Genomic DNA, 26,090 nt, shown 5'->3' with positions numbered 1-26,090 from the left:
CGGCGGTATATCCGAAATTCACGTGCTTGCGTGATTTACCATCTCCAAAAATATCATCCCCCTTGCATCTCCCCCCACCCGCCTCCTACACTCCACCAACGAACAGCTTGACGGGGTGCCGGTGATATCCGGCTGAGATGGCGCAGGGTGGCTTTTTTGCTACTAAGCGCTGGTCCCGCTGAACCTGATCCGGCTAATGCGCTGCTTATATAATGAGCGCGCGGGTACCGGCGTAGGGATCAAGCGATGGCCGCGGCGCACCTTCTCGCCACTTTTCTGTGCCATTACCTCGATCTTTTTCGCCTGCCCTCCGGATCATTACTACCGGAGGCATCATGGGCTACCGCTTTACCGATCTCACCACCGCCTGCCAGCAAGATTGGCGCGCCTATATTGAGCACGATTTTGTGCGCCAGCTGGGCGCGGCCACGCTGCCTGAGGCATCGTTTCGCCACTACCTAAAGCAGGATTACCTGTTTTTGATTCACTTCGCTCGCGCCTACGCGCTGGCGGCTTATAAAAGCCCCACCCTCGCCGATCTTCGCCAAGCCCATGAAGGCTTAAAAGCCATTTTGGATGTGGAGTTGGGCCTGCACGTGGGCTTTTGTCAGGAGTGGGGGATTTCCGAGCAAGAACTGGCGGAGCTTCCCGAAGCCAGAGCGACTCTGGCCTATACCCGGTATGTATTGGAGACCGGCAACCGCGGTGATCTGCTGGATCTGCACGTGGCGCTAGCCCCCTGCCTGGTGGGCTATGGCGAAATCGCCAACTGGCTGAACGCCCAACCTTCTACTCTGCGCGGCGCGCAAAACCCCTATGACGCCTGGATTTCCATGTACGAAGGCGAGGAGTTTCAGGCCGCCATGCAGGCGGAGCTTGAATGGCTCAATGCCCGCCTTGCCGATGTAACCCCGGCCCGTTTTTCCGAACTGAGCAAAATCTTCCGCGATGCCACCCGCCTGGAAATCGACTTCTGGCAGATGGGCCTAGAGCTGATAGACGAAGACCTCACTCATTAATGACTAACAACTAAAAGGAACCTACCCATGAGCAAAACGAGCCATTTTCTAGCCGAAACCGCCCAGGTGGATGCCGCCGCCATTCAGCCGCTGCCCGGCTCCCGCAAGGTGTATATCGAAGGCTCCCAGCCGGATATTCGCGTGCCATTTCGAGAGATCACCCTGTCGCCGACGAAAACCACCGGCATTGATGAAGAGAACCCGCCACTGCTGGTGTACGACACCTCCGGTCCTTACACCGACCCCGATGCCCAGATCGATCTACGTCGTGGCCTCCCGGAGCTACGCCGCGCCTGGATCGAAGCGCGGGACGACACCGAATTTCTATCAGGCCTTACGTCTGAGTACGGCAACCGACGCGCCAACGACCCGACGCTTGCCCAGCTACGTTTTGATTTAACCCGCACGCCACGTCGGGCAAAAGCAGGCAAGAACGTGACCCAACTGCACTACGCCCGCCAGGGCATTATCACGCCGGAAATGGAGTTTATCGCCCTGCGGGAGAATCAGCGTCGCCAAGCGCTGGGTACGGCGGAGGTCGAGCGCATTCTTGGCCACCAGCATGCGGGCCAGAGCTTTGGCGCCAGCTTGCCGGAAGAGATCACCCCAGAGTTTGTACGCGACGAAGTGGCCAGAGGGCGGGCAATTATTCCCAATAACATCAACCACCCGGAAAGCGAGCCAATGATTATTGGCCGTAACTTCCTGGTGAAGATTAATGGCAACCTGGGTAACTCGGCGGTGACGTCTTCTATTGAGGAAGAGGTGGATAAGATGACCTGGGGCATCCGCTGGGGCGCGGACACCATCATGGATCTCTCCACCGGGCAGAACATCCACGAAACCCGCGAGTGGATACTGCGTAACTCGCCGGTGCCGATTGGCACGGTGCCTATCTATCAGGCGCTGGAGAAGGTTAACGGCGTGGCCGAAGACCTCACCTGGGAAGTCTTCCGCGATACGCTGATTGAGCAGGCCGAACAGGGCGTGGACTACTTCACCATTCACGCGGGCGTGCTGCTGCGCTATGTGCCGCTCACCGCCAAGCGGGTCACCGGCATTGTCAGCCGCGGCGGCTCGATTATGGCCAAGTGGTGTTTGTATCATCACCAGGAGAGCTTCCTGTACACCCACTTCGAGCAGATCTGCGAGATCTGTAAGCAGTACGATGTGGCGTTCTCCCTCGGCGATGGCCTGCGCCCCGGCTCAGTGGCCGATGCCAACGACGAAGCGCAAATGGCGGAGCTCAAGACCCTGGGCGAACTGACCCATATCGCTTGGAAGCACGATGTGCAGGTGATGATCGAAGGCCCCGGCCATGTGCCCATGCATCTAGTCAAAGAGAACATGGACAAGCAGCTGGAGTACTGCGACGAAGCGCCCTTCTATACGCTTGGCCCACTGGTTACCGATATCGCCCCCGGCTACGACCACATTACCTCCGGCATCGGCGCTGCCATGATCGGTTGGTTTGGCTGCGCGATGCTCTGCTACGTCACGCCCAAGGAGCACCTGGGCCTGCCCAATAAAGACGACGTCAAAACCGGCATTATCACCTACAAGATTGCTGCCCACGCGGCGGATTTGGCGAAGGGCCACCCGGCGGCACAGCGGCGCGACAACGCCCTTTCCAAGGCGCGATTCGAGTTCCGCTGGGAAGACCAGTTCAACCTGGGGCTTGACCCGGACACCGCCCGGGAATACCACGACGAAACCCTGCCTAAAGACTCCGCCAAGGTGGCGCACTTCTGCTCCATGTGCGGGCCGAAGTTCTGCTCTATGAAAATCAGCCAGGAAGTACGTGATTATGCAAATGAGCACGGGCTAAACGGTGATCAGGAAGCGGTGATGAAAGGTATGGAAGAGCAGGCGGAGAAGTTTCGCAATAAAGGCAGCGAGCTGTATCAGGAAGTTTGAAGTAGCGACCTACTAACAGCTCTGCGAGTAGTAAAAAGATTTTACACTTAAGCAGAAGATCATCTTATATCGATTATGTATAGTTAGCCTTTAGAGAGTGCTCTGCTCAAAACGGCTTATTTAAAGCCAACACCTTTCAAGGAACTGGTTCCAGATGAAAACCAAACTTTCCCTGGCGGTATCCCTTGCCCTGCTCAGCGCTGGCATGCTGACCGGCTGCAGCGATGATAAAGAACCAACGGCCGCCGCCACACAAGAAGAAGCGCCAAAAAATACCGCAGCCCCCATGCTGAAATTTATCCCGGCTGAATCGCCTTACTTCATGGCCACACGTGAAACCATGGCTGAGCAAGATGCCTTTGATCTTTATCAACGCATGCAGCCTATGGCTGGCCTTGATGCTGATCTGGATGAACTGCGCGAGACACTGCCCGATATAGAAGACGATGAAGTGCTGCATTCGTTGATGACCCTCTTGATCGCCATGGGTGAAGAGCTGGAGGGTATTGAATCACTGGAAGGCGCCCACGCGCTGGGCCTGAAGATGAGCCCCCAGGCTGCCCTCTATGGGCTGGGTATCTTGCCCGTTTTGCGCCTTGAGCTGCACGATGAAGATGCCTTTCGCGAAACGCTACAGCGTATCCTGACCAAGGCAGACCTCAACCCGAGCACCGCCACCACCAACGGCACCGAATACTGGGTGCTGACGGCAGAGGGTCCTATCAAAGCGATCCTGGCCATTGACGGTCAGCAGCTGCTGGTTTCTATGGTACCGCAGGATGCCAGCGACGATCTGCTAGCGCAGGTGCTGGGTAAAACCCTGCCCGAGAGCAGCATCGGAGATACCGGCGCATTGGCAGAGCTTGAACAGCGTCATGACTTCACGCCTTACGGCGCCGGGCAGATATTCTCCTCACGCCTGTTTAATGAGCTGAGCACGCCCACGCATTCAGGTACTCAAGCACTCATGGAAGCAGTTGATGCTGAGCCGCTGGATCTATCCACCTGCCAGGCAGATATCGACCGCCTCACCAGCCGCCTCCCCGGTCTTGTAATGGGTATGCGTGAGTACAATCTCGACGGCATGGAGATGAACCTCATCCTGGAAACCGATGAGGATATCGTCAGCGATCTGCGTGCCCTGACCACCAAAGTTCCGGGCTTTGGCAGCGCAGGGGGAATGGCCAGCTTTGGATTGGGCCTGGACCTACCTGTATTGACGCAGACCATTCAGAAGTATGCTCGGGAAGTGCGTGAGAATCCCTTTAGCTGTGATGAGCTACAGGATTTGAACAGCTCTTGGAACGAGATCAACATGGCGGTCAACAATCCGATCACCCAGATGATTGGTTCATCGCTGTCTGGCTTCAATGCGCGTATTGACAGCCTGGCAATGAAAAACGGCGACCCCATCGCCACCGGCGTCATGGCCCTCGCCTCACAAAACCCTGTGAGCCTGCTGTCCACAGCAAGCGCCTTCTTGCCTGAACTGGGGGCTCTTGGCCTTGAACCCGGCGGAGAGACCAAGAAAATCAAAAGCATGCTGCTACCACCAGACATGCCAACGCTCTATGCCGCTATGTCTGACACAGCCATTGTTTTGGGCGCGGGCATCAGCGATTCAGAGACACTACAAGAAGAGCTGGACGCCCCAGTATCAGAGCGCGACCTGCTGCTACATAGCCACATGACGGACGAGTTTTATCATTCGCTGGCTGATGTACTGGAGCAAGTACCAACGGAGGAACTGACCGAGTCTGATATTGAAATGTTCAGGCAGTACGGCGACATCTACGAGAGCATGGAGTACTGGCTCAGAGTCGATGATGCTGGCGTTGAAATGAGTTTCTCGCTGGAATTGAACTGAGTCGAGACTGTTCCCGCAGTTCGAAAAACCCGCTGTTGAGTGTATAAATTATCGCTGTATAAGCGCTCGTTAGCGGGTTTTTCGTTGGCAGCCTCACCGCTGAATGTGGCGCTTGAGTCTTAGGAGACCTCAAGCGCCACTTTCAATACGCCGTCGCGCTGGTGGGAGAAGAGATCGTAGGCGTCGACGATATTCTCCAGCGCATAGCGGTGGGTGACCATGGGCCCAAGATCCAACCGACCGGCAGCGATGATGCTCATCAGCCTGCGCATGCGTTCCTTGCCGCCGGGGCATAGCGAAGTAATGATCTTGTGGTCGCCGAGGCCGGCACAGAAAGCGCCCAGCGGAATCGTCAGGTCTTGGGAGTAAACGCCAAGGCTTGATAGCGTTCCGCCGGGTTTGAGTACGCGCAAAGCGGACTCGAAAGTTTGCTGCAAACCGAGTGCTTCAATAGCGGAATCTACCCCGCGCCCGCCGGTGAGTTTGAGAACCTCCTCGACTACATCGACCTTGCGGAAGTCCAACGTCACGTCTGCGCCCATCTGCTTGGCCATTGCCAGGCGCTCATCAACGCCGTCTACGGCAATGATCATCCCCGCCCCACGCAGCCGCGCACCGGCGGTCGCGCACAGCCCAATCGGGCCTTGAGCAAACACCACCACTGTGTCGCCAATTTTAATTCCGGCAGCTTCAGCACCGGCAAAACCAGTAGACATAATGTCCGGGCACATCAGCACCTGTTCATCAGTCAGGCCATCGGGCACCGGCGAGAGGTTGGCTTGGGCGTCGGGTACCAGCAGGTATTCGGCCTGGGCACCGTCGATGGTATTCCCAAAGCGCCAGCCGCCCATCGGTTTGTAACCGTGGCTATGGTGGCCGCCATCCTGTGAGCAGCAGTCATCCTGGCAGGCGTAGGAGGTGAAGCTGGGGCAGATCGCACCCGCGATTACCCGCTGTCCCTCTTGGTATCCCTTAACGTTGGCACCCAGCTTTTCGATAACGCCTACCGGCTCGTGGCCAATGGTTAAGCCGCGCTCAACCGGGTATTCGCCTTTTAAGATATGGATATCGGTGCCGCAGATCGTCGTCGTGGTCACGCGCATCAGTGCGTCGTTGGGGCCGATCTCGGGAATGGGTTTGTCGTCTATTTCGATGCGGCCGGGTTCAACGAAGATCGCCGCTTTCATCATGGTAGGCATGGGTCGCTTCCTCAGTGAGGGGATTCATGGCACTTCACCATTAAGTCATAGCTGACAGCGGGAATGATTGCGCTAGATCATGGCTTCGCGATGTTAAGACGCCGCGATGAGGCTAGCCATTTTCAAGAAAAACGTTGTGGTGGGAGTAGTACGGGGGGCTAGCCATTGGTTTTAGTTAAGCCCTTGGGCGCAAACAGGGGGCCGAAGCCCCCTGTTAGAATCGCTGTTACGTAAATATTAGCGCTGTTTCTTTTGGCTATCCTTGGCATCGCCTTTGCCTTTTTGCAGTTCGCCTTTCGCCTGCTGAGCCTTACCTTTGGCTTCTGTTTTGGTGCTACCAGTCGCCTTGCCCGCGGCTTCTTTCACTTTGCCTGCTGCTTTGTTGCCTGCGCCTTTAGCTTTATCATCTTTACCAGTTGTCATGACGAACACCTCTAATCCGTTAGTAGGGAAAGCGCCGTGTATGAAAGGTGCGAATAGCACTGCTGATCACACGTCGACACTCTCATCAGAGTAGCCCTTATTAAAAAAGTTGCGCCAATTTATTTATAGCAGGCTTATTTATGCCGGGTTGCTTGGCGGTAAACGCGTTGGCGCCCAGCGGTTCAACACAACGTGCAGGCATGCCATCATTAGTAGCGTAAGTACCAGTGCGACACTCATTGAAGAGAACCGATAGAGTGCGCTGTACACTAGATCTTGCTGCGGGCCTAGCGACTGGCCAAACAGAATCCCCAGGGTGGTCAGCCCGCCGAAGCCAATCCCCGAACCGCCACCTTCATGAATGTGCTCCCGAGCGAAAAGCATTAGCCCCAGCCAGTAGAGCAACACCACCAGCAGAAGATGGTGGCTCTGGGTATACAGAAGTAGCTGCATCAAGAGCGCTAAATTACACCCCAGCAGCGTTCCTACGGCTCGCTTGGCGGCTGATACTTTCGCCCCTGAGTAACCCAGCGTAAACAGCACCAGGATGGTGGCCATCTGTGCTGATAGCGACCCCTGCAAATCGAACACCTGAAATACCACAAACGAGAGTGTGGCGGTTAATCCACCGATTAAGGTTTCATGGCGAATTTGCGAGGATGTTTTGGTAACCCTGGGCGATGGCTTACGTGCTTCCACGTCGGGAAACAACGTATGCATCAGCATGGCAATAAACACCGCCAGACCACTGGCGACAAGATTACAGGCGAGTAAATCGCTCAAGTCCACATTGGGGTAGCTGGCAAAGTGAAGCAAAATACTGAGCGTCAGCACGCCATTGGCGCCAAACAGAAACAGCGGGCCTTTCGCCATGAGGTTAAACCGGAACAGAAAAATGCCCATCACTACGAGGGTCATCACTACCGGCATATGTTTGAGCAACCCCACCACCAGGCTAACTTCAAGCACGTTAAGCGACACGTTGGCTAAAAACTGGCGAATAATATGGCCGTTAAGAATCGGCACCATGCCCAGCAAGAACATTGGGAAAACGGTAAAAAAAACCCCGTAGTTCCAGCCCATCAGCTGGCTGACCACAAACCCCAGCGTGCCACCCCCGGCTACCCGCAGGCACTGACGCAAGCCGTTTTGGCTTAACACCGGGCGAGCTGTGAGCTCAGGCGACACACCCTTTTTATTCATGCTTTTAGTAAATATGCCTTTAGTAAACAGGCCCTTAATATACATAGTGCAGCCAACTGATGAGATGCGCCTGTAACCACACAAATGGCTTCGCTAAGGCAGCATCACCGGGCTGAAGCTGCACCGTGGCGCGGGCACCGCTGGGTAATAGATTTGCAATTGGCTGGGTAAGTGCTAAGTGTACGCGCATACGCTGGGCGTCGCGTACCCAGCGGTCGGTGGTGGGAATATCGGCAAGCTGACCATCGGCAGCCAGCTGACCTTCGCGAACACCGGCATCCATGGCAAGCACTTGCGCATCAAATACCTGACCTGGCCAGGCGTCAAACACCACTTTTGCTACATCGCTGGGAGCTACATGGCGCAGGCTTTTTTCACGAAAATCGGCAATGATATCTATCCCATCCGCTACTACCGCTACCGCTGGCTGCCCCGCCTGAACGTAGTCACCTACGCTTAGCTGCAGGTTGGCAACACGCCCGGCTTGCGCGGCGCGCACCTGAGTATGGGCAAGATCCAACTGTGCCTGGGAGAGCGCATTGACTGCTTGGCGCAAACGCAGGTTTGTCTCACCAGCATCACCCAACTGCACTTCCAGGCTGACAATTTTAGCCCTGGCTGCCGCTACGCTGGCCTGTGCGGTGCGCTCAGCAGCCACCTGCTGTTCGTACTGTTGACGGGATACGCTCTGTTGCGCCACTAGGGTTTCGGCACGGCGAAGTTCACCCTGCCGCTCGGCGGCCGTGGCCTCTGCGGATTCCAGCTCCGCTTGTGCAGAGGTTAGCTCTGCTTCCAGCTGGGCATTCTCCCGTTCGGCCTGCTCGCGATTAAGCTGCGCCTGCTCAACGGCCAATCGAAACGGCGCCGGGTCGATCTGAAACAGCACATCGCCTTTGGCTACATGCTGGTGATTGCTCACCAACACTTCGCTCACTGGGCCACTGAGCTCGGGCGCTATGCGTGTAACCGGCCGCATCACCCTCGCCTCCGGTGTAATGGGCATAAAGCTATCGGCCACCAGAAAATAGATAAAAAGCAGTAAAAAGGCAGCAAGGGCTACCTTTACCCAGCGGGCAAATGTTTGATCGGGGGTCATGCAGAGCTCACTTGTTAGCCACCAGGTAACCACCTGGCCTGCGCCTCTCAACGGGCACGTATCGTATAGGGAATATCATAGGAGACTTTAGTCTAACAATTAATTAGCGTGCTAACAATATGTATATGCCTTTCTACTCTTACATAAACGCTCTTGGCAGGTTTATAAAAACAAAAACCCCATGGCATAAAGGCCATGGGGCTGAGTAATTTGCTTCGCTTTAACGCTACCTATTTAGAACCGGTAGCTTAGGCCAACGCTGGCAGCATCAAAGGTGTAGTCAGATTTATCAAGGTAGCGCATGTAATCTGCACCTACTGACAAATTAGGTGCTATGTCCATTTCGGCACCGCCGCCGTAGGAGAACCCGCTCTCCCGGTTGTCACTGACCTCAACTTCTGTGAAGCCCGCTAAACCGTAAAACCGTACTTCTGGCGCCACTGGAAAAATCCCTTTTGCGTAAGCACCAGCGAGATAGTCTAGATCAGCGCCGCCATCGGAACCGCCAGTGCCTAAATGCCCTTCAAGCGCAAAGTAGTCATTAAATTGAGCACCACCGCGTAGACGTAAGCCTACGTCATCATTGGAAGAGCCTCTTTCTGGATCCAGGCTCCAGAACATTGCGTCACCGCCTACATATCCTTGTGGGTAGGTGAAGGATTGCTGTGCTTGAGCAGACGTTGCAAATGCGCCTGCGCCAACCAGGAGAGCCGCCGATGTAAGTGATAATAGGGACATCTTCATAGGTTGTACCTCAGTTAAAAAACAGTGTTTCCTTACTCAACTGCATTGTGGTCCATAACGATGAAGAACGCAAATGATTACCTTCCCTTGGACAAACTGAGCACAACAATACCGCCTACGACGACTGCCCCACCTACCAACTGGCCGGGGCTAAGCATTTGCCCCAACACAAAGTAACCAAGCACCAGAGAGGCCACCGGCTCGATGTTCATCACCGGCGCGTTGCGCGCCATATCGAGTCGCGGCACAAAAATAAATAGTGTCGAAAACGCCGAACCATACAGTAGACCGAGAAGCGTCAGACCCAGCCAGCCGGTACTGTTATCAGGCAGGCTCATTCCGCCTGGCACCACACCGGCGATACCGCCAATGATCATCACGATAAACACCGTTTGCATGGTCAGCAGGCTACGCAGTGTGCTGCCGACTCCGGCCAGGCGGTGCTCTGTTACCCACAGCGCGCAGGCAAATACGAAGGCCGCCAATAGCCCAAACCCAATGCCGGCTATCCAGCCCGGCCCCATGCCGTCGGCACTGGCAAGCCACGAAGGGATATCCAGCACCACCAGTAAGCCGATTAAAATAGTGCCCATAATCAAACAGCTACGCAGCGTTGGGCGCGGACCACCCAGCGCCCAACTGAGCAGCGCCAGTTGAATCGGAAAAGTATTGACCAATAGCAGCGCAATCACCACTGGCAGCCTAGCCACCGCCGAGTAGAGGCTGACGCTTTGGATCGCGATCAGTAGCCCCACGCCGAGTTGCCACGGCCAGGAGCCTGCGGGCAGCCACAGTCGCTTTCTCTGTACGATGACTAGCGCCACTAAAATGAGGCAGGCAACCCCCGAGCGGGTTAATACCGCCAGCAAAAGTCCGGTGCCATTATCAAACGCCAGCCGCGCCGAGACGTGATTGGCGGCGAACATGGTGGCCACGGTCATCATTAGCAGAATGGCCAAATGGCGCGGCAGTAGTTTCGGCAAAGGGGACGCTGACATAAGAACAGAACGGCTCATCAAAGGAGTAGAGGGTGTAAGGTGAATATCGGCGTATAGCTAACAGTGGCCTAGCATGCCTAGCTTTTACTTATAAGGCTAATGAGTTCCAGGCGCTGCTTTTCCGCATCGCAGCATGTTAAACTAAAGTCTACCCCTTTGCTCACTAACCTCCTAGCGAAAAGGTTTTTATGAACGCACCGGTGCTGGTTATTAACTGTGGCTCTTCGTCTATTAAATACGCGTTGATTGATTCAGATCCTCAGGCACCGCGACTTGAGGGCATAGCGGAACGCTTGGGTAGCGAGGAGGCGCGTTTAAAGGGCAAAAGCAGCACCGGTGAACGTTTCACTCAGCCTCTTCCAGGTGCTGACCACACCCAGGCACTTAACGCTATTCTTGAGCGCATGGAGGGCCGCCTGCCAGCGGCGGTGGGCCATCGCATCGTGCATGGCGGCGAGCATTTCACCCAAGCCGCACTCATCGACGATAGCGTCATCGCGGCTATCCAAACCACCGCAGCGCTAGCCCCCCTTCATAACCCAGCGAATTTAGCGGGTATTGCGGCGACCCAAAACGTCTTTCCGGAGCTGCCTCAAGTGGCAGTGTTTGACACCGCCTTCCATCAAACCATGCTGCCCCGCGCTTACCGTTACGCCCTGCCTGAAAGCCTCTATGCTGAACATGGCATTCGTCGCTATGGCTTTCATGGCACCAGCCACGCCTTTGTTAGCCAGCGTGCAAGCGAGTTGAGTGACCGGGGAGCAGGCGGCTGGCTGACCGCCCACCTGGGCAATGGCTGCTCCACCAGCGCGGTGTGGAATAATCAAAGCCAGGATACCAGTATGGGCCTTACGCCGCTGGAAGGCTTGGTGATGGGCACCCGCAGTGGCGATGTTGACCCCGGCCTGCACGCCCATCTACACCGCCAACTGGGCTGGTCGTTAGACAAAATCGATAACGTGCTTAATAAAGAGAGCGGCCTACTAGGGCTTTCAGGCTTAACCAATGACATGCGTGAAATCGAAGACGCCGCTGAACAAGGGCACGCCTCCGCACAGCTGGCGGTAGAGGTATTCTGCTACCGGATCGCCAAATCGCTAGCGGCGCTCTCCTGCGCTCTACCCCAATTAGACGGGGTTATTTTTACCGGTGGCATCGGCGAAAACTCGCCGGTTGTTCGCCGCCGTGTGCTCGCCCTGCTCCCCCACTTCGGCTTTGCGCTGGATAACGACGCTAACGAAGCGACTATTCGGGGCAAAGAGGGCACGCTGGATAGCGCTGGTCATCAAGGCCCGCAAGTGTGGGTAATCCCCACCGATGAAGAGGGCCGCATTGCCATGGAAACCCGCCACTGCTTAGAGACACGTGTATGACTCATCCCGATCAGCCACAAGTAATTCTGTTGGTACCCACCAGCCAGGGCGCCGGGCTTACCTCCGCCTGCCTGGGATTAATTCAGGCGCTGGATACCATCGGCCTGAAAGCCGGTTTTTTAAAGCCGTTTATGCAGAACGAGCTAAACGGCCCTGGTCTGGATCGCTCTACCGCACTTGTCTCACGGGCACTTAATCAGCGCCCTCCTTCGCCGATTTCCCAGGCACGGCTGGAGCGCTTGCTGCGCGACGACCAAACCGATGAGCTAATGGAAAACGCCGTTGAGCTCTATGAGCAGGTTGTCCAGCAGGCCCACCGCGATGGCAGCACCTTAGACCTCGTCGTAGTAGAGGGCGTGGTGCCCACCCAGCACACTACCTACGCGACTCAAACCAACGCCCAACTCGCCAACGCGCTGAATGCGCGGATTATTCTTGTCGGTACCGGCGACTTAAACGAGCCCCAGGCGCTGGCCGAACAGCTGGATATGCACGCCCGCAGCTTTGGTGGGGTTAGCTCCAGTCGTACCCTGGGCGGCATTTTAATGCGCATGAAGAACCTGCCCTACGCTCAGGAAGACGATCTTTCTGCCGCGCCGGGCACCTTCAAACCGCAGCTTGAAGAGACGCTACTGGCTGAGCTGCGCCAGTACTCCCCGGCCCTGGCAACCGATAAGTTCCACCTGATCGGCGTGGTGCCTTACAGCAAAACGCTCAGCGCCCCGCGCACCCTGGATGTGGCGCGGGCGCTGAATGCAAAATTGTTGAACGAAGGCGAAGCCTCTAGCCGCCGAGTGCTTTCCACAAGCCTTTGCGCCCGCAGTGCTGCGAATGCGCTGCACATTTTCACTCCTGGCAGCCTGGTAGTAGCTTCCGGTGACCGCGACGATGTAGTGTTGGCCTCGGCACTGGCCACCATGAACGGTATTCAGCTAGCGGGCGTACTGTTGACCAACGGTTTTATGCCCAACGACAGCATGATTGAGATGTGCCGTCCTGCGCTCAAAACGGGTCTGCCTGTCTTGGCAGTTGAAACCGACAGCCTGACCACGGCGCAGCACCTCAGCCAGTTAAGCAGCGAAATCCCTATGGACGATTTCGAGCGCGCTGAACAGGTGGCCCGTTACGTCGCAGCCCATATAGATCTTGAGTGGCTGAAAGCCCACCTGAGCAGCGGCTATACCCGCCGCCTTTCGCCTTCGGCGTTTCGCCATCAGTTGGTTAAACTTGCCCAACTGGCTAAAAAGCGCGTCGTACTGCCGGAAGGTGATGAACCGCGCACCATTGAAGCGGCAATAATCTGCCAACGCCGGGGCATTGCCGACTGCGTACTGCTGGGTAAGCGCGACGATATCGAAAACGTAGCGCGTAACCGCGGGCTGACGCTGCCCAAAGGGCTGACGATCATTGATCCCGAAAGCAGTCGCGCGCGCTATATTGGCCCGATGGTCGAGCGTCGTCGTGGCAAACTCAACGAACTAACCGCCGAAGCGCAGCTACAAGACAACGTGGTGCTCGGCACCATGATGCTGCAGCTGGATGAAGTCGACGGGCTGGTTTCCGGCGCTATACACACCACCGCCAACACCGTGCGACCAGCGTTTCAGCTGATTAAAACCGCGCCGGAATACAGCCAGGTGTCGTCGATCTTCTTTATGCTGCTCCCCGAACAGGTGGTGGTCTACGGCGACTGCGCGGTGAATCCCGACCCGGATGCTGAAACTCTCGCCGAGATCGCCCTGCAAAGCGCCCGCTCCGCTGAAGCTTTTGGTATCGAGCCACGCGTCGCCATGATCAGCTACTCAACCGGCGACTCCGGTACCGGCGCCGATGTGGATAAAGTCCGCGAAGCCACCCGTATTGCTAAAGAGCGCGCACCGCACTTGGCCATTGACGGCCCGCTGCAGTACGACGCCGCCGCCATCGAGAGCGTGGGTAAACAGAAAGCCCCCGACTCGCCAGTGGCAGGAAAAGCCACCGTGTTTGTGTTCCCCGACCTCAACACCGGCAACACTACCTACAAAGCGGTGCAGCGTAGCGCCCGCGTGGTGAGCGTTGGCCCCATGCTGCAAGGATTGAACAAGCCAGTGAACGACCTTTCCCGCGGCGCGCTGGTAGACGATATCGTTTACACCATCGCACTGACCGCCATCCAGGCCAGCCAGCGGGAAGTCTAAGCACTAACGGCCACCTGTACAAAAAACACCCAGAACAGATAACTGTTCTGGGCGTTTTATTAACGGCTTAACGGTGTGAGGGCTAGACCCACATCGGCACCATCGATTCCAACACCATGACTAAACTCATCGCGGTAATGGTAAGGATAGAGACACCAAACACCTTTTTGGCCCAGCGCACGTCGTCGTCTAAACGGTAGCCGCGCAGCGCCAAGTAGAGCCAGTAACCGCCCATGGTCAGCGCTACACACAGATACCCCGTGCCCGCCTGGCTGGCTAACCCTAGCGCCAGCGAGGCGGGAATAAACGCCACGATGTAGCCAAGGATGTGATGTTTCGCCATTTTGACCCCGCGCACCACCGGCAGTACGGGAATCGAGGCGCGGCGGTAATCGGCGTAGCGGAAGATCGCAATGGCGTAGGAGTGCGGCATCTGCCATAGGCAAAAGATCACCAGCAGCATGATCGCGCCGCTGTCGAACTGCCCCGTCACTGCGCAGTAGCCCACCACCGGCGGCATGGCGCCGGAAAGGCTGCCTACCAAGGTGCCGTACTCTGAGCGACGTTTCATATAAAGGCTATACAGCCCCACATACACGCCCCAGCCAATCACCGCCAAAGCAACGGTTAACCCGTTGGTGCCCAGCGCTAAACACACCACACCGGTCACGCCCAATAGCGCCGAAACGCCCAGTGCTTGGGTGATGGAAATGCTGCCTCTGACCAGAGGGCGATGGCGCGTACGCGCCATCAATGCATCAATATCGCGGTCAATGACGTTGTTACACGCACAGCCCGACGCGATGATTAACGCAATACCCACCATGACAGAGACAAAGCTGAGCCACTCGAATTGCCCCTGGGCGGCCAGGAAATAGCCGCCTAGAGTAGCAATCAGGTTGCCCCCGATAATGCCCGGTTTGGTCAGCTCAAGCAGATCCCGCCAACGGCTAGGCGCTGAAATCAGCCGATCATCATGTTGAGATGCAGATGCTGCATGATCCACAGCGAGCCTCCTACCACTAGGACGAGAATCGTCAGTGTGAAGACGAAGGACATCAAATTCCAACCCTCGTCGGCTTTGGTATTCATATGCATAAACATGACCAGTTGCACCAATATCTGCAACACTGCGGTCAACACTACCACGATGACGGTAGCCAATGTGCTGAGTGCGCCACTCATCACTACCGCGAAAGGGATAATGGTCAGTATCAGCGACAACACTAGTCCTGTCACATACGACTTTACGCTGCCATGGGCATTCGCGGAGCTAGACGAAGTATGACTCATCTCACAGCACTCCCATCAGATAGACGAATGAGAAGACACAGATCCATACAATATCGAGGAAGTGCCAAAACAAACTAAGGCACAAAATCCTCGGCCGGGTCATAGCGTTCAACCCTTTGGTAGAGAGCTGAACCAGCATCACCAGAATCCAGATCAAACCAAAGGTCACGTGCAGGCCGTGGGTGCCCACCAGGGTGAAGAACGACGACAAAAATGCGCTTTTATCCGGCCCATAGCCTTCATGAATCAGATGCTGAAATTCGTAGATCTCCATACCTACGAACGCTGCACCCAGCAGGAAAGTTACGGCGAGCCACGCTTTTACCTGGCCAAGGCGCTCGGCGTTCATCGCCAGTACGCCCATACCGAAGGTAAAGCTGCTGAACAGCAGCAGGAAAGTTTCGACCAGCACAAAGGGCAGCTCGAAAATTTCCGCCGCCGTGGGCCCGCCTGCGGTGCCCTTCATTAACACGGCGTAGGTAGCGAAGAGTGACCCGAAGATCACCAAATCGCTCATTAAGTAGACCCAAAAGCCAAACAGTTTCGTGCCGGCGGCATCATGATGCTCGTGATGATCGGCCGATCCTTCGTGATGTAACGTATCCGTTGCCATTACGCTTTCACCTCCACGTAGCGTTGCTTACCTTCGCGTCCTTCAACCTCAGCAGAGGGTTTGTAAGGATCGGAATTTTTAACGCGTTGTTGATGCTCACGTTCGATGCGCTCAACTTCAGCGGCGGGAACGTAGTAGTCGATATCGTCGTTAAACACCCGAGCCATAAAGCTCACGAAGACGCCCACAGCGCCGACACCCGCTAACCACCAGATATGCCATACCAGCGCGAAACCAATCACTAACGCGAATAGGCTAATCACTGGCCCTGCAACCGTGTTACGCGGCATATGAATATCGGTGTAGGGCGCGTCTTCAAGCTGCTCGTTGCCGCGCTGTTTTTGCGACCAGAAGCTGTCGATATCGCCCACTTCGGGCAAGCGTGCGAAGTTGTAGAACGGCGCGGGAGATGAGGTGGACCACTCCAGGGTACGGCCATCCCAGGGGTCGCCAGTAACATCCACATTTTGCTTGCGGTCACGGATGCTGACCCAGAACTGAATAACGGTGCAGACAATACCCATCATAATGATCACCGCGCCTACCCAGGCCAGAATCATCCACGGCTGCCATTCGGGGTTGGCGTAGGACTGCATGCGGCGCACGGCACCAAAGAAGGCCAGCACATAAAGCGGCATAAAGGCGACGTAGAAGCCGATAAACCAGCACCAGAATGAACGCTTGCCCCACTTCTCGCTTAACGTGAAACCGAACGCTTTGGGGAACCAGAAGGTCAGGCCCGCCATCATGCCGAACACCACGCCGCCAATAATCACGTTATGGAAGTGGGCGATAACGAACAGGCTGTTATGCAGCACAAAGTTGGCTGCGGGCACCGCCAGCATGACACCGGTCATACCGCCCAGGGTAAAGGTAATAATAAAGCCCAGCGTCCACAGTACCGGCGAAGTGAGTTCCAGGCTGCCGCGGAACATGGTGAACAGCCAGTTGAAGACTTTCACCCCGGTAGGAATAGCGATGATCATCGTCATAATGCCGAAGAAGGCGTTGACGTTGGCCCCTGCCCCCATGGTGAAGAAGTGGTGTAGCCAAACAATGAAAGACAGCAAGGTGATCGCAATGGTCGCCCACACCATGGTGGCGTAGCCGAACAGGCGCTTACGGGCAAAGGTCGAAATAACTTCAGAGAACACGCCAAAGGCGGGCAGAATCAGGATATAGACTTCCGGGTGGCCCCAGGCCCAGATGAGATTGACGTACATCATCATGTTGCCGCCAAAATCATTGGTAAAGAAGTGCATACCCAAATAGCGATCCAGGGTCAGCAGCGCGATCGTCGCGGTTAAAATCGGGAAGGAGGCGATGATCAGCACGTTCGCGCACAGCGAGGTCCAGGTGAAGATTGGCATGCGGAACATCGTCATGCCTTTGGTGCGCATCTTTAAAATGGTTACGAAGAAGTTGATACCGGTGAGCGTGGTACCTATCCCGGATATCTGTAACGCCCATATCCAGTAATCGACCCCCACCCCGGGACTGAACTCGATCCCCGATAAAGGCGCGTAGGCAAGCCAGCCGGTTTTGGCGAATTCGCCCACCACCAGCGAGATATTGACTAATATTGCCGCTACAGCAAACAGCCAAAAACTTAAGTTATTCAGGAAAGGGAAGGCAACGTCGCGGGCGCCAATTTGCAGCGGCACCACCAGGTTCATCAAGCCGATGACCATGGGCATGGCGACAAAGAAGATCATAATCACGCCGTGGGCGGTAAAGATCTGGTCGTAGTGTTCAGGGGGTAAGTAGCCCGCTGCGTCCCCGGCGGCCATAGCCAACTGGGTACGCATCATTATCGCATCGGAGAAGCCACGAAGTAGCATGACCAGGGCGACGATGAAGTACATGATGCCGAGCTTTTTATGGTCAACGGAGGTAAACCACTCGTTCCACAGCCAGCCCCACTTACGGTAATAAGTTATCAAACCAAACAGCGCGATCCCACCAATGGCGATAAAGGCCGCGACGACCATGATGATCGGTTCGTGGTAGGGAATTGACTCTAACGTGAGTTTTCCAAACACGGCTTAACCTCCCGCTTCTACGCTAGAGGAGTGACTGCGCATGGCATGATCCTGACTAGCATGGTTGTTGGCGACATGGCCTGATTTGGCCGCATGATCGGTAGCGTGAGCGCTTTCGCCATCGTGTGAGTCAGCATGATCGCTGTTCACCTGGTGGTCGCCGCCCATCTGGTGATCGCTACCCGTATGGAAGCTTTTCAAGATGCTTTCATACAGCGACGGCGAAACGGCCGAGAAGTACTCCACTGGGTTCGATTCGCTGGGTTCCGCCAGCGCTTCATAACCTTCGGGGTAGGTCAGCGTTTGTGGAGCACCGCGTACTGTTTCCACCCAGGCGTCAAAATCGGCGGGAGTGGTTACTTGGGCCTCAAAGGTCATGCCGGAGAAGCCCGCGCCACTGTAGTTGGTGGAGCGGCCAGGGTAGCTACCGATTTTATCGGCGATGAGATGGACATCGTTATCCATGCCCGCCATGGCGTAAATCTGGCTGCCAAGGTGAGGGATAAAAAAGGCATTCATTACCGAGCCGGAGCTCACTCGAAAGCGCACGGGGGTATCGACGGGAAAGGCCACTTCATTAACGCTGGCCACACCCTGCTCGGGGTAGATAAACAGCCACTTCCAATCCAGCGCCACAGCCTGTATTTCGATTGGTGCCACGTCGCTTTCCAGCGGTTTATGGGGATCCAGGCTATGGGAGGTTTTCCAGGTCAACAGGGCGAGCACGGCAATAATCGCGCAGGGCACGAGCCAAACGACTGCCTCAATCACATTGGAGTGCGCCCAGTCGGGCAGGTATTTAGCCACGCTGTTACTGCGCCGATAGCGCCAACCAAACAGCAGCGTCATGGCAATCACAGGAATAACCACAATCAACATTAGGCCAAAGGAGGTCAGGATCAGCGTGCGCTGCTCAGCGCCAACCTGGCCTTTTGGGTCTAGCAGCGCTGAACTACAGCCTGCTAGAAACAGACACAGCGCAAGGAGCACCAGGGTGCCTCGCCTGCGCCAAAGTGAGCGTCGTTGCATGGGGTGATCTCGTCCAGGTTTAAAAAAACAGGTTGATTAGAAACTAGCCAGCCACGCCAGCTAAAAACATAGCAGGCTAACTACCACCTCATACTTTTCCCAAAACATGCTCGTAAGCACACAGCTAAAAACAGTGCGTATCGCAGTGAGCGTCATTGCTCCGGGAAAAATATGCGTCGCCGTATGGGAATTGGCGACGAGCCCAGCTGGCCCAATCACAAAAGTGTTGGATCAACTAAGACTAAAGTATTTTCTATTGATCGAGATCATGAAAGAAGTGGCGCATTGCCGCACCCAAGGTATTGACTGATATGGATAATGGGAAAATCGTTTACGCCACTGTGACTGAGGGGATAACTATCTCTGGTACAACGCGACTATTGCTCTTAAGCAGTTGCGGGGCGCCCTCTTCGTCAGTAACCACCACATCAAAATCGTCCAGTGCGGCGAAGTAGGCAGGCCGTACTACGCCGAACTTGCTGGCATCTACCACCAACAGGCGTTGCATAGCGGTGGCAATGGCGGCCTGTTTAGGCGCCACTTCGTGAAAGTGAAAGCAGCTTACTCCACGCTCTAAATCTACCCCAGCGGCGGAGATCAGCGCTTTATTAATGCCCAACCGCTCGATAGCAGCGGCCATATTATCGCTACCAAACGACTGTGAGGCGGCATAAAACAGCCCACCCAGTAGCACTAAGCGCACATTGGGGAGAGCGGCAACGGCATTGGCAACATTAAGCGCATAGGTCACGACCGTCAGCTCATGAAAATGACTTAACTGGCTCAGCAGTGGCATCAGCGTCGAGCCGCAGTCAATAAACAGCGTATCACCCTCTTCTATATAGGCTATCGCACGCTGACATAGGCGATATTTTGCCTGATAGTGGCTGGCTTGCTGTTCGGTTAAGTCATAAATAGGCGTTACGCCAGGGTAATTTGCCATCACTAGGCGCCCACCCAGCAGGCTAATAGCGGTGGGCTGGGTAGTCAAATCGCGGCGGATGGTCATCTCAGAAACATCGCACAGCTCTGCGGCATCACGCAGATGAAGGGTGCCGCCACTAGCAAGCGCTTCCTGAAGTTTGGCAAGGCGCAGCGCGCTACGGCCATTCATGGTGGGCATCTCCTTGCAAACCCTCTCTTATCGTATTGATAGACAGCTTTCATTTCTATGCTGCGCGAGCGACGACGGAATTTCCACTGCTATCTTTCCACTTCTTTATTACCACTGCCAAAACGGCTTTTGACGAGCCCAGCGACCATATTTGAACATGTGATAGCCATATGACATTTAAATAGCGTTGATGTGACAACTATTGCAAATCAACGTTAGAAAAATAACACTAAATGTTATAATTTTAACATTAACGCCAGCCCGCACGACTATAACCCCGGATAGCCAAACTCATATGGCTCCGCGATAACCCTTGTTGAGGCTCTCATGACTGCTCGTACACACTCTCGCACCCCTTCGTCTAAAATAGCGCTTGGCGCTGGCGTTTTAGGGGCAATGCTCACTACGCCGCTAATGGCAGATGACACACAATCCTCTCCTCTTGATCCGATTTGGTCATTCGCCAACGTCTCGGTTAACTACCTGGATTGGTCAAACGGCACCGAAGCGCGCACCTCGTCTAACGCGCCGAAAAGCGACTTTATGTTTCTCGAAATCGAAGGCGGCGCTGGCTTTAGTTGGGGCGAATTTTACGGCTTCTTTGATTTCGAGAACCCCACCAATGATCAGTTCGATGAGTCCAGCGGTGGTAAAGACAACTTCCGCACTGCGGGCAAAATAACTTCGCACATTTATCTGGGCGACAGCCCGCTGTCGATTTATGCCCACCTGTATGACTTCCGAGATTACGGTTTTGAAAGCCGCGAACAGGATCAGATTCTGGGTCTAGGCTACCGCACTACTTTTGATAACGGCCTATGGTTTAAACCCTTTATTGGCGCTGCGCGGGTTCAAAGTAACGGCTACACCGGCATGAACGGCTTTATGGCTGGCTGGGTCGCGGGGTATGATTTCTCGGCGCTCAACCAGAACTTCAGCGTCACCAACTGGCATGAGCAAACGTTTGGCCGTGATGACGAGTACCTGACCCAGAACTACCAGCCTCCCGAGGCGAAAGCAGGCAGTGTGGGCACCAACGGTGCACTGAGCCTGTGGTGGCATCCGAGTGATTTGATCACCACCGGCATTCAGTATCGCTACTCTGAAAACAAGTTGGGCACCCCCGACGATTATCAGAATGCGATGATCTACTCCGTCAAGCTCAACTTACTTTAAACGCGTTACTTACGCGCGGACTCGAAGGATCCCCATATGACACTCCTTATGAGCTTGGTGGGTATGGTCACTCTAGTGGCCATCGCCCTGATATTCTCTTACGACCGTAAGTCTATCCGGCTACGTACCGTGCTGGGCGCTTTTGCTATCCAAGCCGGTATCGGTGCCTTTGTACTTTATGTGCCCTTCGGTCAGGCGGTGCTTCAGGCCATCTCCTCCGGCGTTAGCCAAATTTTGGTGTATGCCAACGACGGGATCGGCTTTCTGTTCGGCGGCTTAGCGGATGTGGATAACGTCGGCTTTGTGTTTGCGATTAAAGTACTGCCGGTGATTATCTTCTTCTCCTCGCTGATCGCCGTGCTCTACTACATCGGCATTATGCAGTGGGTGATTCGCATCTTAGGTGGTGCCCTGCAAAAAGCCCTGGGCACCTCACGGACCGAATCACTTTCCGCAACGGCGAATATTTTCGTCGGCCAAACCGAAGCGCCGCTGGTGGTGCGTCCGTTTATCGCCCGCATGACCCCGTCGCAACTGTTTGCGGTAATGTGTGGTGGTCTGGCATCCGTCGCGGGCTCCGTGTTGGCGGGTTACGCCGCACTGGGTATTCCCATGGAGTACCTGGTAGCCGCCTCCTTTATGGCGGCGCCGGGCGGGTTGCTGTTCGCCAAGCTGATCATGCCGGAAACCCAAGACGTTACCGACAGCGACAGCGTTACCAAAGTGGAAGAAGAGATTGAGGCCCAGGAAGATAAGCCCGCCAACGTGCTGGACGCCGCGGCATCGGGCGCTACGTCGGGTCTAATGCTGGCCGCCAACGTGGGCGCCATGCTGCTGGCCTTTATCGCCCTAATTGCGCTGGTCAATGGCATTCTAGGCGGCGTTGGCGGCTGGGTGGGCTTTGACTCGCTGAGCCTGGAGCTGATCTTGGGCTGGCTGTTTGCCCCGCTGGCCTTCCTATTGGGTGTACCCTGGGAAGAGGCTACTCTGGCTGGCTCCTTCATTGGCCAAAAATTAGTGGTCAACGAATTTGTCGCCTACATCAACCTAGCGCCTTACATTGATGGGGAACAGGTGGTGGCTGCGACGGGTCAGATGATGACACCGCACACCATGGCGATTCTCTCTTTCGCGCTGTGTGGCTTTGCTAACCTATCCTCCATTGCGATTCTGCTTGGCGGCCTGGGCAGCATTGCACCTACCCGTCGTAAAGAGATTGCTCGTTTTGGTGTCAAAGCCGTATTGGCCGGTACACTGTCCAACTTGATGTCGGCTTCGATTGCTGGCTTCTTTATTGCCCTAAGTAACGCCACTGCTTAAAGCAGCGGGGTTTACTGAAGGTGACGGGCACTGCGGCTTTATCCGCAGTGCCCGTTTTTATCTTTTACTGATTTGTGAGAACTCCATGACTGCGACAACCTCCCCCCATATTGTCCAAGCCGCCCGCCAAGCACTCACCCTCATGGATCTGACGAGCCTGAACGATAGCGACACCGACAGCACCATTGAAGCGCTGTGTCAGCAGGTAAAAACGCCCTTTGGTACCCCTGCTGCCGTTTGCGTCTATCCGCAGTTTATTGTCACGGCCCAGCGTGCGCTGACTGCTCACACTCTCAATGACCAGGTGAAAATCGCCACGGTCACCAATTTCCCCAACGGTGGTGACGACATCATGGGCGCTGCTCGGGAAACCCGTGACGCCGTTGCCTCCGGTGCCCATGAAGTCGATGTGGTATTCCCCTACCGCGCTCTAATGGCAGGCGATGAAGAGACTGGCCTCGAGCTGGTTGAAATGTGCAAAGCCGCCTGCGCGGGCCAAGCGCTGCTCAAAGTGATCATTGAGTCCGGCGAACTCAAAGAGCCTGCGCTGATCAAACGCGCCAGCGAACTCGCCATTGAAGGCGGCGCTGATTTTATTAAAACATCCACCGGTAAAGTAGCCGTTAACGCTACGCTGGAAGCCGCCGAGATCATGCTCAAGGCCATCAAGGCCAGTGGTAAAGACGTTGGTTTTAAAGCAGCAGGTGGCGTCAAAACTGCTGAAGACGCGGCGGAATATCTGGCCCTTGCCAACGATATTATGGGCCAAGGCTGGGTAACCCCCGCGCACTTCCGCTTTGGTGCCTCTAGCCTGCTGGGTAATCTGCTGGCTACGTTGACCGGCAACACCAACGCGGCCACCACTGACGGAGGTTACTAATGTCTGCCAACGCGACTAAACACTCCCTGCTCCCACAGGAACTGATTCGCCTAAAGCGTGATAACCAGCCGCTGCCCGCGGAAGAGATTAAAGCGTTTGTGCAGGGCATTGCCGATGATCGCATCAGCGACGCACAGATCGGCGCCTTCACCATGGCAGTCTTCCTCAACGGCATGAGCCGTGAAGAAGTTGTTGCGCTGACCACCGCTACCCGTGACTCCGGCCACGTGATGCAGTGGAGCGACCTCAACCTGCCCGGCCCGATTGTCGATAAGCACTCTACCGGCGGCGTAGGCGATTTGGTCTCGCTGGTGCTCGGCCCCTGGGTCGCCGCCTGCGGCGCCTTTGTACCCATGATTTCTGGTCGTGGCCTGGGCCACACCGGCGGCACCCTGGATAAGCTCGAATCGATCCCCGGCTATGACCCCTACCCCGCACCAGAGCGTTTCCGCGAGGTGGTGAAATCCACCGGCGTAGCGATTATTGGCCAAACGGGTGATCTCGCCCCCGCCGACAAGCGTATCTACGGCGTGCGTGATGTAACCGCTACCGTGGAATCGATTCCGCTGATTACCGCCTCTATCCTGGGTAAAAAGCTGGCCTCAGGCCTGGATGCGCTGGTAATGGACGTTAAGGTCGGCAGCGGCGCCTTTATGCCCACCCCTGAAAAATCCCGCGAACTGGCTAAAAGCATCGCCAATGTGGCGACCCAAGCGGGTACGCCCACGACTGCTCTGCTTACAGATATGAGCCAACCGCTGGCCCCCTGCGCCGGTAACGCCGTGGAAATCGTCGAGACCCTGGCCCTGCTGCGTGGTGACCGCCCCAACAGCCGCGTGATGCAAGTCACCCGCGAGCTGGCAGTGGAGATGCTGATTGCCGGTAAACTCGCTGGCTCACGTGAAGAAGCGCTGACTCAGCTTGAGAAGGCGCTGACCTCTGGTGCGGCCGCTGAAGTGTTTGCCCGCATGGTGCGTGAACTTGGTGGCCCCAGCGACTTTATGGAGCGCTCGGAGCACTACCTGGTCAAAGCTGAAGTGATTAAGCCGGTATATGCCGAGCAATCAGGTGTGGTCCAGCGTATTGATACCCGCGCCGTAGGTATGAGCGTTGTGGAGCTGGGCGGTGGCCGCCTGCGCAACGACGCCAGCGTCGATCATAGCGTCGGTTTCACCGACATCGTCGAAATCGGTGAAAGCGTGGATAGCCAGCGCCCCATCGCCATGGTGCACGCCCGCAATGACGCCGCCGCCGACCGTGCCGCCGAGCAACTGCGTGCGGCGTTTACGGTTGGCGAAGGCGCGGCCAACGCCGACACCTTGCTACAAGACACTTTCCGTGGAGAAGCCTTATGAGCCGCGCGATTGTATTAGTACTCGATTCATTTGGTATTGGCGCCGCCCCGGATGCCGCGACCTTCGGCGATGAAGGCTCCGACACCTTGGGTCATATAGCCGCCGCTTGCGCCCGTGGCGAGGCGGATAACGCCAATCGTTCTGGGCCACTCAAGCTGCCCAACATGGCCAAGCTGGGGCTATTTCACGCCCACCGCGATGCCACGGGCAGCGTTGCCGAAGGCGTCACGCTGCCGGAAAGTCTGGAAGGGGCTTACGCCCACGCCAGAGAGATTTCCAGCGGCAAAGATACCCCCTCCGGCCACTGGGAAATTGCCGGTGTGCCGGTACGTTTTGACTGGGGCTACTTTCTGGATAAAACCGACAGCTTCCCTCTTGAGCTGCTCGACGCCATCGTGCAAGAAGCCGACCTCACTGGGGTGATTGGCAACTGCCACGCTTCGGGCACCGAGATCATCGCGCGCCTGGGTGAAGAGCACATCGCTACCGGCAAACCTATCGTTTATACCTCGGCGGATTCGGTGTTTCAGATCGCCGCCCACGAAGAGCATTTCGGCCTTGAACGGCTTTATAAGCTGTGCGAAACCGTCCGCGAGCTGCTGGAGCCTTATAACATTGGCCGCGTCATTGCGCGTCCGTTTATCGGCGAAGACAGCAACACCTTCGCCCGCACCGGCAACCGCCGCGACTACAGCGTTGAGCCACCGGCACCCACGGTACTGCAAAAGCTTGATGATGCCGGTGGCGAAGTGGTCTCGATTGGTAAAATTGCCGATATCTACGCCCATTGCGGCATTACTCACAAGGTAAAAGCCAGCGGCCACGACGCGCTGATGGACGCCACGCTCAAAGAGATCGAGCGCACTAGTCAACGCGACGAAGGCGAGCGCGCCATGATCATGACCAACTTTGTCGATTTTGACTCGGTCTATGGCCACCGCCGCGACGTGCCGGGCTACGCCGCCGCGCTGGAAGATTTCGACGCCAAGCTGCCTAAGCTGTTGGCTGCGCTAAGCGAAGATGATCTGCTGATACTCACCGCCGATCACGGCTGTGACCCCAGCTGGCACGGCACAGAGCACACCCGCGAGTACATCCCCATTCTGGTACACGGCCCCGGCTTTACCCCCGGTCCGCTGGGCGAGCGCGGCACCTTTGCCGATATTGGCCAAACCCTGGCCGACTTTTTCCTGCTACCGGCCATGGCCGACGGCAAAAGTTTTCTTCCTGAAGCCGCTTAAAGGAGACCTTT

22 protein-coding genes and 1 riboswitch are annotated in these 26,090 nt (G+C 56.0%); of the genes, 10 read left to right on the top strand and 12 right to left on the bottom strand.

Annotated features, from left to right (window positions below):
• The first annotated feature begins 101 nt into the window (after positions 1 to 101).
• Positions 102 to 256, top strand: a riboswitch (TPP riboswitch).
• A 79-nt stretch (positions 257 to 335) separates the two neighbouring features.
• The 3 genes from tenA (at position 336) to QHL1GM_RS17510 (ending at position 4,803) form a co-directional block, all read left to right on the top strand.
• Positions 336 to 1,019 carry a thiaminase II gene (gene tenA / locus QHL1GM_RS17520; protein ID WP_071695622.1) on the top strand — a complete coding sequence of 228 codons (684 nt, stop codon included), beginning with the start codon at positions 336 to 338 and terminating at the stop codon, positions 1,017 to 1,019.
• Positions 1,020 to 1,046: 27 nt separating this feature from the next.
• Positions 1,047 to 2,936 carry a phosphomethylpyrimidine synthase ThiC gene (thiC, locus tag QHL1GM_RS17515; protein ID WP_071695621.1) on the top strand — a complete coding sequence of 630 codons (1,890 nt, stop codon included), beginning with the start codon at positions 1,047 to 1,049 and terminating at the stop codon, positions 2,934 to 2,936.
• A 154-nt stretch (positions 2,937 to 3,090) separates the two neighbouring features.
• The gene (locus tag QHL1GM_RS17510; protein ID WP_071695620.1) at positions 3,091 to 4,803 is read left to right on the top strand and encodes a hypothetical protein; all 1,713 of its coding nucleotides are present in this window, start codon (positions 3,091 to 3,093) and stop codon (positions 4,801 to 4,803) included.
• A gap of 119 nt (positions 4,804 to 4,922) precedes the next feature.
• Here the strand turns inward: QHL1GM_RS17510 and QHL1GM_RS17505 are convergent, their stop codons facing one another.
• The 6 genes from QHL1GM_RS17505 to QHL1GM_RS17480 all read right to left on the bottom strand — a co-directional run bounded on the left by QHL1GM_RS17505 (position 4,923) and on the right by QHL1GM_RS17480 (position 10,466).
• A complete protein-coding gene (locus tag QHL1GM_RS17505; RefSeq protein ID WP_071695619.1) occupies positions 4,923 to 6,002 on the bottom strand; it encodes an NAD(P)-dependent alcohol dehydrogenase in 1,080 nt (359 codons plus the stop codon).
• Positions 6,003 to 6,239: 237 nt separating this feature from the next.
• Positions 6,240 to 6,425 (bottom strand): CsbD family protein, encoded by a 186-nt coding sequence (locus QHL1GM_RS17500; RefSeq protein WP_071695618.1) that lies wholly within the window; start codon positions 6,423 to 6,425, stop codon positions 6,240 to 6,242.
• 138 nt (positions 6,426 to 6,563) lie between these two features.
• Positions 6,564 to 7,628 carry a DUF2955 domain-containing protein gene (locus tag QHL1GM_RS17495; RefSeq protein WP_071696041.1) on the bottom strand — a complete coding sequence of 355 codons (1,065 nt, stop codon included), beginning with the start codon at positions 7,626 to 7,628 and terminating at the stop codon, positions 6,564 to 6,566.
• Between the two features lie 34 nt (positions 7,629 to 7,662).
• Positions 7,663 to 8,724 (bottom strand): HlyD family secretion protein, encoded by a 1,062-nt coding sequence (locus QHL1GM_RS17490; protein ID WP_071695617.1) that lies wholly within the window; start codon positions 8,722 to 8,724, stop codon positions 7,663 to 7,665.
• A gap of 234 nt (positions 8,725 to 8,958) precedes the next feature.
• Entirely contained in the window at positions 8,959 to 9,468 is a 510-nt protein-coding gene (locus QHL1GM_RS17485) for a porin family protein (RefSeq protein ID WP_071695616.1), read from the bottom strand.
• A gap of 77 nt (positions 9,469 to 9,545) precedes the next feature.
• A complete protein-coding gene (locus QHL1GM_RS17480; protein WP_071695615.1) occupies positions 9,546 to 10,466 on the bottom strand; it encodes an EamA family transporter in 921 nt (306 codons plus the stop codon).
• Between the two features lie 188 nt (positions 10,467 to 10,654).
• Between QHL1GM_RS17480 and QHL1GM_RS17475 the strand changes: the two genes are divergently transcribed.
• Both QHL1GM_RS17475 and pta read left to right on the top strand, forming a co-directional pair.
• Positions 10,655 to 11,839: an acetate/propionate family kinase gene (locus tag QHL1GM_RS17475; RefSeq protein WP_071695614.1), complete on the top strand. Its 1,185-nt coding sequence runs from the start codon at positions 10,655 to 10,657 to the stop codon at positions 11,837 to 11,839.
• A complete protein-coding gene (gene pta / locus QHL1GM_RS17470; protein ID WP_071695613.1) occupies positions 11,836 to 14,016 on the top strand; it encodes a phosphate acetyltransferase in 2,181 nt (726 codons plus the stop codon). The genes QHL1GM_RS17475 and pta overlap by 4 nt, the downstream gene beginning before the upstream one ends.
• Before the next feature lie 82 nt (positions 14,017 to 14,098).
• Here pta and cyoE read toward each other — a convergent pair whose 3' ends face one another.
• The 6 genes from cyoE to QHL1GM_RS17440 form a co-directional block, all read right to left on the bottom strand.
• Positions 14,099 to 15,022 (bottom strand): heme o synthase, encoded by a 924-nt coding sequence (gene cyoE, locus QHL1GM_RS17465; protein ID WP_071695612.1) that lies wholly within the window; start codon positions 15,020 to 15,022, stop codon positions 14,099 to 14,101.
• A complete protein-coding gene (gene cyoD, locus QHL1GM_RS17460) occupies positions 14,980 to 15,309 on the bottom strand; it encodes a cytochrome o ubiquinol oxidase subunit IV (protein ID WP_071695611.1) in 330 nt (109 codons plus the stop codon). Before cyoD ends, cyoE begins: the two co-directional genes overlap by 43 nt.
• A 1-nt stretch (position 15,310) precedes the next feature.
• Positions 15,311 to 15,922 (bottom strand): cytochrome o ubiquinol oxidase subunit III, encoded by a 612-nt coding sequence (gene cyoC / locus QHL1GM_RS17455; protein ID WP_071695610.1) that lies wholly within the window; start codon positions 15,920 to 15,922, stop codon positions 15,311 to 15,313.
• The gene (gene cyoB / locus QHL1GM_RS17450) at positions 15,922 to 17,964 is read right to left on the bottom strand and encodes a cytochrome o ubiquinol oxidase subunit I (protein WP_071695609.1); all 2,043 of its coding nucleotides are present in this window, start codon (positions 17,962 to 17,964) and stop codon (positions 15,922 to 15,924) included. The genes cyoC and cyoB overlap by 1 nt, the downstream gene beginning before the upstream one ends.
• Positions 17,965 to 17,967: 3 nt before the next feature.
• Entirely contained in the window at positions 17,968 to 18,993 is a 1,026-nt protein-coding gene (gene cyoA, locus QHL1GM_RS17445) for a ubiquinol oxidase subunit II (protein ID WP_071695608.1), read from the bottom strand.
• Between the two features lie 331 nt (positions 18,994 to 19,324).
• Positions 19,325 to 20,107: a DeoR/GlpR family DNA-binding transcription regulator gene (locus QHL1GM_RS17440; protein WP_071695607.1), complete on the bottom strand. Its 783-nt coding sequence runs from the start codon at positions 20,105 to 20,107 to the stop codon at positions 19,325 to 19,327.
• 327 nt (positions 20,108 to 20,434) lie between these two features.
• On the opposite strand from QHL1GM_RS17440, the gene QHL1GM_RS17435 reads away from it, so the two are divergent.
• The 5 genes from QHL1GM_RS17435 (at position 20,435) to QHL1GM_RS17415 (ending at position 26,079) form a co-directional block, all read left to right on the top strand.
• Positions 20,435 to 21,283, top strand: a complete 849-nt coding sequence (locus QHL1GM_RS17435) for an outer membrane protein OmpK (RefSeq protein ID WP_083571052.1) — start codon at positions 20,435 to 20,437, stop codon at positions 21,281 to 21,283.
• Between the two features lie 36 nt (positions 21,284 to 21,319).
• Positions 21,320 to 22,603: a NupC/NupG family nucleoside CNT transporter gene (locus QHL1GM_RS17430; RefSeq protein ID WP_071695605.1), complete on the top strand. Its 1,284-nt coding sequence runs from the start codon at positions 21,320 to 21,322 to the stop codon at positions 22,601 to 22,603.
• Between the two features lie 85 nt (positions 22,604 to 22,688).
• The gene (gene deoC, locus QHL1GM_RS17425; RefSeq protein WP_071695604.1) at positions 22,689 to 23,483 is read left to right on the top strand and encodes a deoxyribose-phosphate aldolase; all 795 of its coding nucleotides are present in this window, start codon (positions 22,689 to 22,691) and stop codon (positions 23,481 to 23,483) included.
• A complete protein-coding gene (gene deoA, locus QHL1GM_RS17420) occupies positions 23,483 to 24,838 on the top strand; it encodes a thymidine phosphorylase (protein WP_071695603.1) in 1,356 nt (451 codons plus the stop codon). Before deoC ends, deoA begins: the two co-directional genes overlap by 1 nt.
• Positions 24,835 to 26,079 (top strand): phosphopentomutase, encoded by a 1,245-nt coding sequence (locus QHL1GM_RS17415; RefSeq protein WP_071695602.1) that lies wholly within the window; start codon positions 24,835 to 24,837, stop codon positions 26,077 to 26,079. The genes deoA and QHL1GM_RS17415 overlap by 4 nt, the downstream gene beginning before the upstream one ends.
• Positions 26,080 to 26,090: the final 11 nt, after the last annotated feature.

Origin of the sequence: Halomonas sp. QHL1 (assembly GCF_001882345.1) — a bacterium.
Lineage (GTDB): Bacteria > Pseudomonadota > Gammaproteobacteria > Pseudomonadales > Halomonadaceae > Vreelandella.
The sequence above is the reverse complement of the archived record's forward strand: the minus strand, read 5'-3'. Positions and strand labels throughout refer to the sequence as shown.

Coding starts and splice junctions, on each gene's coding strand:
- tenA (WP_071695622.1), top strand. CDS start 336: ATGGGCTACCGCTTTACCGATCTCACCACCGCCTGCCAGCAAGATTGG.
- thiC (WP_071695621.1), top strand. CDS start 1,047: ATGAGCAAAACGAGCCATTTTCTAGCCGAAACCGCCCAGGTGGATGCC.
- QHL1GM_RS17510 (WP_071695620.1), top strand. CDS start 3,091: ATGAAAACCAAACTTTCCCTGGCGGTATCCCTTGCCCTGCTCAGCGCT.
- QHL1GM_RS17505 (WP_071695619.1), bottom strand. CDS start 6,002: ATGCCTACCATGATGAAAGCGGCGATCTTCGTTGAACCCGGCCGCATC.
- QHL1GM_RS17500 (WP_071695618.1), bottom strand. CDS start 6,425: ATGACAACTGGTAAAGATGATAAAGCTAAAGGCGCAGGCAACAAAGCA.
- QHL1GM_RS17495 (WP_071696041.1), bottom strand. CDS start 7,628: ATGAATAAAAAGGGTGTGTCGCCTGAGCTCACAGCTCGCCCGGTGTTA.
- QHL1GM_RS17490 (WP_071695617.1), bottom strand. CDS start 8,724: ATGACCCCCGATCAAACATTTGCCCGCTGGGTAAAGGTAGCCCTTGCT.
- QHL1GM_RS17485 (WP_071695616.1), bottom strand. CDS start 9,468: ATGAAGATGTCCCTATTATCACTTACATCGGCGGCTCTCCTGGTTGGC.
- QHL1GM_RS17480 (WP_071695615.1), bottom strand. CDS start 10,466: ATGTCAGCGTCCCCTTTGCCGAAACTACTGCCGCGCCATTTGGCCATT.
- QHL1GM_RS17475 (WP_071695614.1), top strand. CDS start 10,655: ATGAACGCACCGGTGCTGGTTATTAACTGTGGCTCTTCGTCTATTAAA.
- pta (WP_071695613.1), top strand. CDS start 11,836: ATGACTCATCCCGATCAGCCACAAGTAATTCTGTTGGTACCCACCAGC.
- cyoD (WP_071695611.1), bottom strand. CDS start 15,309: ATGAGTCATACTTCGTCTAGCTCCGCGAATGCCCATGGCAGCGTAAAG.
- cyoC (WP_071695610.1), bottom strand. CDS start 15,922: ATGGCAACGGATACGTTACATCACGAAGGATCGGCCGATCATCACGAG.
- cyoA (WP_071695608.1), bottom strand. CDS start 18,993: ATGCAACGACGCTCACTTTGGCGCAGGCGAGGCACCCTGGTGCTCCTT.
- QHL1GM_RS17440 (WP_071695607.1), bottom strand. CDS start 20,107: ATGAATGGCCGTAGCGCGCTGCGCCTTGCCAAACTTCAGGAAGCGCTT.
- QHL1GM_RS17435 (WP_083571052.1), top strand. CDS start 20,435: ATGACTGCTCGTACACACTCTCGCACCCCTTCGTCTAAAATAGCGCTT.
- QHL1GM_RS17430 (WP_071695605.1), top strand. CDS start 21,320: ATGACACTCCTTATGAGCTTGGTGGGTATGGTCACTCTAGTGGCCATC.
- deoC (WP_071695604.1), top strand. CDS start 22,689: ATGACTGCGACAACCTCCCCCCATATTGTCCAAGCCGCCCGCCAAGCA.
- deoA (WP_071695603.1), top strand. CDS start 23,483: ATGTCTGCCAACGCGACTAAACACTCCCTGCTCCCACAGGAACTGATT.
- QHL1GM_RS17415 (WP_071695602.1), top strand. CDS start 24,835: ATGAGCCGCGCGATTGTATTAGTACTCGATTCATTTGGTATTGGCGCC.